Genomic DNA, 7,281 nt, shown 5'->3' with positions numbered 1-7,281 from the left:
TCGGCGCGCGATCGCTGCGGCGAGCCCGTCTTGCCGCAGATGGCGAAACGTCATCGGCTCGGCGATCGTCACCAGGCCGAAATGGCGGTGCCCGAGATCGTAGAGCATATCGAAGGCTTCACCGAAGGCGTGCGCGCCATCGGTGTCGAGCCAGTTGTAAGCGAAGTCGGTGTCAAGCAGCCGGCCATGGGCGACGAACGGGAAATTGCGTTGGCGCAAATAGGCGAGCCGTTCGTCGACCTCGGCGATGCGGGTGACGACGACGCCATCGGCACGTCCGGATTCGACAACATGGCGAAGCACAGAAAGTTCCGACTGGCCTTGCGCCACGGCGGCGAGGATCAGGTCGGTGCCATGCGAAACCAGCCCTTCGCCAAGCCCGGTGACGAATTCACCGAGGAAGGAATCGACCAGATTGGGGCCGCGGATCGGCAGCACCATGCCGACAAAACCGCTGCGGCCGGAGACCAGCGTGCGGGCTGCCGTGTTGGGCACGTAGCCGGCCTGGCGCGCGGCTTCAGTGACGCGCTCGCGCGTCTTCAAGGCGATCTGCTGATGGCCGGCAAGCGCCCGCGACACCGTGGTGATCGACAGGTCGAGCTGCGCGGCAAGTTCCTTGAGCGTGGTGACGCGGGCCGGCACCGATCCTCCCGAACGAAGTGTTTGAAGCGTTTGTAATCGGTTTCAGCAAGATTGCAAACGTTTTAAATCCCGGCCGAGCCAATGAGGTGCCGATGGCTCTACAGCGGGCCGAACCCTGTTTTTTGCCTCCTTGGCGCAATTTGATTCACGCGGCGCTTGACTCCGACGACACCTTGTGAAAAATTTTGCATCAACTGATAAAAATATCTTAGGGCGGAAATGGTTGGTTTTGGAAACGGCCTCCTGCGCGACGATGAAACCAGTATGGCGACGCGTGCCGCCTGGCTTCATTATGCTGGCGGGCTGACCCAGTCGGAGGTCGCCAAGCGGCTTGGCTTGACCAGCCTCAAGGCGCATCGCCTCATCACCAAGGCCAATCAGGAAGGGCTGGTCAAAGTCTATATCGACGGCGAAGTGTCGGAATGCGTGGCGCTTGAAGACGATTTGTCCAGCCGCTACGGCCTCGACTATTGCGAGGTCGTTCCCGACTTCGATGGGGAAGACCTGCCGCTCAAGGCACTTGGCATTGCCGGCGCCCAGTTCCTCAAGCGTGAGATCGAACGCGGCGAGGATACGCTGATCGGCGTCGGTCATGGCCGCACGCTCGCCGCCTGCGTGGAGTATCTGCCGCGCATATCGGCCGAAAAGACCCGCTTCGTCTCGCTGCTTGGCGGCCTGACGCGCAAGTTCTCGGCCAATCCGCACGACGTCATTCACCGTCTGGCCGAACGGACCGGCGCCGAAGCCTATGTGATGCCGGTGCCGATGTTCGCCAACACGGTCGAGGATCGAACCGTGCTGCTCGGGCAGAAGGGCATCCGCGAAGTCTTCGATCTCGGCAAGGCCGCCGACCTGCTCATTGCCGGTATCGGCACTGCCGAGCGCGAGGCGTCGCTGGTCGCCACCGGCATGATCGAGAAGGGCGAAATGGAGGAGATCCGCCGCAAGGGGGGCGTCGGCGAATTGCTCGGCCATTTCTTCGACGATGTTGGAAAGGCGGTCGAGACGACCCTTTCCAACCGGGCGCTGGCGCTGGCGCGCGAAGACATCAGCAATCGCAGGATTGTCGCCGTTGCCGGCGGCAAGGTGAAGGTTCGTGCCATCAAATCGGTGTTGGAGGGCCGCTATCTCAAAGGTCTGGTCACCGATGAGCGGACGGCGCGATCACTCGTGGAGCAGACGTCGGTCGGGTAGCCGGCAACCATTCGATTGAAACTACCCTGTGGAGGAGAAGACAAATGCATGAGAAAGAAAAAGACCTGATCGATGCGTTCCTGCGCGGACAAGTCGATCGTCGTGGGCTGATCAAGGGCCTTGGCGCAATGGGCCTTGCCGCCAGCACGGCCGGCACGCTGCTCAATCTGGGGCAGACCCGCGCGCTGGCAGCGGATTTCGACTGGCAGGCGCACAAGGGCAAGACCATCAAGCTCTTGCTCAACAAGCATCCCTACGCGGACGCGATGATCGCCAACCTTGAAAACTTCAAGAAGTTGACCGGCATGGAAGTCGTCTATGACGTGTTTCCGGAAGACGTCTATTTCGACAAGGTCACCGCTGCGCTGTCGGCCAGCTCGCCCGAATACGATGCCTTCATGACCGGCGCCTACATGACCTGGACCTACGGCCCGGCCGGCTGGATCACCGACCTCAACGAATGGATCAAGAATCCGACCAAGACCAACGTGAACTATGCCTGGGACGACTTCCTGCCTGGTGTCAGGAAGTCCTGCGCCTGGAATGGCCAGCCCGGCGGCGTGCTCGGCTCCGACGACGCCAAGCAGTGGTGCATTCCATGGGGCTTCGAACAGAACAACATCACCTACAACAAGGGCATGTTCGACAAGGTCGGCGTCAGCGTTCCCGGCAATATGGACGAGATGGTCGCTACGGCGGCGAAGCTTACCAAGGATGTTGGTGGTGGCGTCTACGGCATCGGCGTGCGCGGCTCGCGCTCTTGGGCGACGATCCATCCCGGCTTCCTGTCGGCTTACGCCAACTTTGACCAGAAGGACCTGAATGTCTCGGCCGACGGCAAATTGTCGGCCGCGATGAACACCGCCGAATCCAAGGCCTTCCACAAGCAATGGGTCCAGATGATCCAGGAGAGCGGCCCCAAGGACTGGTCGACCTATACCTGGTATCAGGTCGGCACCGATCTCGGTGCGGGCGCCTCGGCAATGATCTTCGACGCCGACATCCTCGGCTACTTCATGAACGGCGGCGACAACAAGATGGCCGGCAAGCTCGCCTTTTCCGCCTTCAAGGCCAATCCCGCCGCCAAGGCGCCGACGCCCAATATTTGGATCTGGTCGCTGTCGATGTCCAATTTCTCGAAGGACAAGGACGCCACCTGGTACTTCATGCAATGGGCATCAGGTCCCGAGCATGCCCTGTTCGGCGCGACCAAGATGGATTTCGTCAATCCGGTCCGTCAGTCGGTTTGGAAGGACGAGATGTTCCGCGAGAAACTGAACAAGAGCTATCCGGGCTATGTCGAGATGTTCGACGTCTCGGCGCCCGGCGCCAGCATCAAGTTCACGCCGCAGCCGTTGTTCTTCGATCTCACCACCGAATGGGCGGCGACGCTGCAGAAGATGGTGGCCAAGGAAGTGCCGGTCGACGAAGGCCTCGACATGCTGGCCACCAGCGTCGACGGCCAGCTCAAGGAAGCCGGGCTCGGCTGAGTCCTGGCGAACGGCTGGCCCGTTTTTGCGGGCCAGCCGGCCATTCCAATGCGAAGCGGCGCCTGGAGCATCGGACCCAAAAGTGGAAACCGGTTTTGGGAAAATCCGATACTCAACCACTGACGGTGCCGCCACTCGCCCAACCGGCCGCCTAGCTCCCTGGGCGGCCGGCAGGGCGAAGCAACAGAGATGACGGGTGAGCCACGATGACTGCGGCGACAATGCAAAGAAACAGGCCTTCCGGCTTCAGGATCAGCAAGAGGGTGCTGCCCTATGTGCTCAGCCTGCCAGCCTTGCTCGTCTGCATCGGTATCCTGATCCCGTTCTTCACATCGGTCGTCTATTCGTTCCAGCGCTACCGGCTGAGCCAGCCCTGGGCGCGGCAGTTCAACTGGGGCGACAATTATATTTCCTTTTTCACTGACCCGAGGTTCTGGAACACGCTGGAGATATCGCTGCTCTATGCCGGTATCACCGTCCTGCTCGAACTGCTTCTCGGCCTCGGCATCGCCATGCTGCTGCAGAAGCGCTCGACGCTGAACAACTTCATCTCGATCATGCTGTTGATGCCGCTGATGACGGCGCCCGCACTTGCCGCGCTGATGTGGAAGCTGATGACCAATCCCGGCTTTGGCGTGCTGAGCTATCTCGCCAGCCTGATTGGACTGCATGATTTCCGCTGGGCCTCGTCTCCGTCGACCGCACTTTTCACCGTGGTTCTTGTCGACATCTGGGTCTACACGCCCTTCATCATGATCCTGCTGCTTGCCGGCCTGCGCAGCCTGCCGACGCAGCCCTTCGAGGCGGCAGCACTTGACGGCGTGCCGAGGAGTTTCGTGTTCTTTCGCATCACCTTGCCGATGCTGACGCCCTACATCCTGACGGCGACATTGTTCCGGCTGCTCGATTCCATCCAGCAGTTCGACATCATCTATGCCATGACGCAGGGCGGTCCGGGCGACACGCTGACCGTCTTCCAGGTCGAGGCCTACCTCAACTTCTTCCAGTCTACCAATGTAGGCCGCTCGGCGGCGCTGATGATCATCCTGTGGGCGATCACCTACTTCCTGTCGAATATTTTCATCAAAAACTGGCTGCGCCTGCGCGAACGCGCCCGCGGCCAGGCATAGGAGGCTGAGATGGAACACACCTCGCTTCTCGAACGCATCCTGCGAGGCATAGCGCTGACGCTGGTCGTGATCTTCTTCATGTTCCCGATCGTCTGGATCTTCATGATGTCGTTCCAGACGAACGAGACCATCCTGCGGATTCCGCCGCAGCTTGTCTTCAAGCCGACGCTGGCCAACTACACCGCGCTCATCACCGGAAAGCTGACGACGGCGGCGGGCACGCTCGACATCGCCTTCATGCGCAACCTCTGGAATTCGGTGTTCCTGTCGGTCACCTCGGTCGCTGTCGCGCTGCTGCTCGGCGTTCCCGCGGCCTACGCCTTTGCGCGGCATAAGTTTCGCGGCTCGGAAGACATCGCCTTCACGCTGCTGTCATTCAGGTTTGCGCCGGCGCTGCTGGTGCTCCTGCCGCTCACCCTCTATTTCCAGAAGCTTGGACTGGCCAACACCTATATCGGGCTGATCTGGGTCTATCAGCTGATCTGCCTGCCGCTGATCCTGTGGATCGTGCGCGGCTATTTCGAGGACATCCCGGCCGACATCGAATATGCCTATCGCATCGCCGGTCATTCCTGGTTCGCCACCTTCCGCAAGATCGCGCTGCCGCTTGCCGGTCCCGGCATCGCGGCTGCCGGCCTGCTCGCTTTCATCTTCGCCTGGAACAATTTCGTCTTCGCGCTGGTGCTCGCCTCGGCCGACAAGCAGCCGGTGACGGTCGGCGCGCTGGCTTTCATCACCTCCTCCGGCATCCAGTATGGCCAGATCTCGGCGGCGATCGTGCTGTCGATCACGCCGACGCTGGCACTTGCCCTCTATGCACAGCGCTATCTCGTCGAAGGCCTGTCGCTTGGCGCCGTGAAAGGATAGCTCCAATGGCCAGCCTCGAACTGCGAAATGTCGTCAAACGCTACAAGAGCCAGACTGTTCTCGACAATCTGTCGCTGACCGTCGCCGACGGCGAAACCCTTGTGTTGTTCGGACCGTCCGGCGCCGGCAAGACGGTGCTGCTGCGGCTCGTCGCCGGCGTCATCGACCCCGATGAGGGAAAGATCTTCATTGGCGGCGAGGATATGACCGATCTTGACGCGGAGTTCCGCGGCGTCGGCATGGCGTTTCAGAATTTCGCGCTGTTTCCGCACATGACCGCCTTCGACAACATTGCCACACCGCTGGAAGCCAGCCGCTCGTCGCAAAGTGCGATCAAGGCGGGCGTCCAGAACGTCGCCAAGCTGCTCAAGATCGGCCATGTGCTCAGCCATAAGCCACGGGCGCTGTCCAACGGGCAGAAGCAGCGCACTGCGCTCGCCCGCGCTCTGGTCGGCTCGCCGCCGGTGCTCCTGCTCGACGATCCCCTGCGCAATGTCGACGCCAAACTGCGCTTCGAAATGCGGCTCGAACTGCCGAGGCTGCTGGCCGACCGTGGCGCGACCGTCGTCTACGTCACCCAGGACTATAAGGAGGCCATGGCGCTCGGCGATCGCATCGCGGTGATGTCGCAAGGTGTCATCAAGCAGCTCGGCACGCCCGAGCAGATCTATCGTGAGCCGGCGAACATCGAGATCGCGCGGCTGTTTGGCGACCCGACCATCAATCTGCTCGACGTAAAGCCGTCACGCGATGCCAAGGGCATCTATGTCGGCCTGTCGAACGTCCAGGTCCATCTGACGGGCGCCTATGACGCGACGGTCGGCCGCGATTGCGTGATCGGCTTGCGGCCGGAGGCGCTGAGCTTCGTCGATGAAAGCACGCCGGCCGCCATTCCGGTGACGGTCGAGGCCGAGACGCCGCTCAACGAAAAGATCGTCACGCTGGTGCGCACCGTGCGCGGCCGCGAAATCCTGGTCTCGCGTCCAGCCGGAACACCGGGTCAAAGCGAAGGCAGGGCCCATATCGCCGTCGACGGCAAAAGCGCCTTGCTGTTCGATCGTGCGAGCGGCGACCGCATCGGCTCGAAGAACGTCATCAATTTGCGCAGTGGAGAAGCGGCATGAGCCAGAGCGCACTCGCCATTTCAGGCGTCGACAAGTTCTATGGTCCGATCGACAGGGGCGTGCATGCCGTCCAGAATCTGACGATCGAAATCGACAAGGGCGAGATCGTCGCACTGCTCGGCTCGTCCGGTTGCGGTAAGACCTCGACATTGCGCATGATCGCCGGCTTCGAGGAGGTCTCGCGCGGCGCCATCTCGGTTGCCGGCCGCAAGGTGCACACGCTGCCGCCGGTCAAGCGCAATGTGGCGATGGCGTTCGAGGGCTACTCGCTCTACCCGCCGCTGACGGTGCGCGAGAACATGGCGTTTGCGCTGAAGGCAGCCAAGTTGCCGAAAAGCGAGGTTGAGGCGAAGGTTGTCAGCATCGCCAAGCTGCTCGAGATCGAGGACATTCTTGAGCGCTATCCGAGCTCCATCTCCGGCGGCCAGCAGCAGCGCGCCAGCCTCGGCCGGGCGCTGATCCGCAAGGCCGATCTGCATTTGCTGGACGAACCGATGGGCCAGCTCGAGCCGCAGCTTCGCGCCGTGCTGCGCGGCCGCATCAAGCACTTCATCAAGGAGCGCGGCCTGACCGCGATCCTGGTCACTCACGACCAGACCGAAGCCAATGCGCTTGCTGACCGGATCGCGGTGATGGAAGGCGGCGTGCTGCAGCAGTTCGACACGCCCGACATGCTCAAGCAGCGGCCGGCCAACCTGTTCACCGGCACCTTCGTCGGCGAGCCGCCGATGAATGTCTTCGAGGCCTATGTCGGCACGGCTGCCGACAAGATCAATCTGCGGCTGCCCGACGGACTTTCGCTCGACTATGACAAGGACGCGTTCAGCGGCTCGG

At 61.7% G+C, this 7,281-nt stretch carries 6 protein-coding genes and 1 pseudogene; 6 read left to right on the top strand and 1 reads right to left on the bottom strand.

Annotated features, from left to right (window positions below; translation table 11 throughout):
* Window positions 1-642 (bottom strand): LacI family DNA-binding transcriptional regulator (locus E5W87_RS18865; protein WP_292400617.1); only part of this gene is annotated, 642 nt, incomplete at its 3' end.
* A gap of 219 nt (window positions 643-861) precedes the next feature.
* On the opposite strand from E5W87_RS18865, the gene E5W87_RS18860 reads away from it, so the two are divergent.
* From E5W87_RS18860 to E5W87_RS18835, 6 genes and pseudogenes are all read left to right on the top strand, one after another.
* Window positions 862-1,836 carry a sugar-binding transcriptional regulator gene (locus E5W87_RS18860; protein WP_292400615.1) on the top strand — a complete coding sequence of 325 codons (975 nt, stop codon included), beginning with the start codon at window positions 862-864 and terminating at the stop codon, window positions 1,834-1,836.
* Window positions 1,837-1,880: 44 nt separating this feature from the next.
* On the top strand, window positions 1,881-3,326 hold the full coding sequence (locus tag E5W87_RS18855; protein ID WP_292400613.1) for an extracellular solute-binding protein: 1,446 nt from the start codon (window positions 1,881-1,883) through the stop codon (window positions 3,324-3,326).
* Between the two features lie 206 nt (window positions 3,327-3,532).
* On the top strand, window positions 3,533-4,456 hold the full coding sequence (locus E5W87_RS18850; RefSeq protein WP_292400612.1) for a carbohydrate ABC transporter permease: 924 nt from the start codon (window positions 3,533-3,535) through the stop codon (window positions 4,454-4,456).
* 9 nt (window positions 4,457-4,465) lie between these two features.
* Window positions 4,466-5,323, top strand: coding sequence for a carbohydrate ABC transporter permease (locus E5W87_RS18845; RefSeq protein ID WP_127203673.1), 858 nt, complete (start codon window positions 4,466-4,468; stop codon window positions 5,321-5,323).
* A 5-nt stretch (window positions 5,324-5,328) separates the two neighbouring features.
* The gene (locus E5W87_RS18840; RefSeq protein WP_292400611.1) at window positions 5,329-6,447 is read left to right on the top strand and encodes an ABC transporter ATP-binding protein; all 1,119 of its coding nucleotides are present in this window, start codon (window positions 5,329-5,331) and stop codon (window positions 6,445-6,447) included.
* A pseudogene (locus tag E5W87_RS18835) lies at window positions 6,444-7,281 on the top strand (ABC transporter ATP-binding protein); the annotation flags it as partial. The gene E5W87_RS18840 and the pseudogene E5W87_RS18835, both read left to right, overlap by 4 nt.

It is taken from the genome of Mesorhizobium sp., from assembly GCF_004962925.1.
GTDB lineage: Bacteria > Pseudomonadota > Alphaproteobacteria > Rhizobiales > Rhizobiaceae > Mesorhizobium.
Note: the sequence above shows the minus strand (reverse complement) of the source record. Positions and strands in the feature narration are given on the sequence as shown.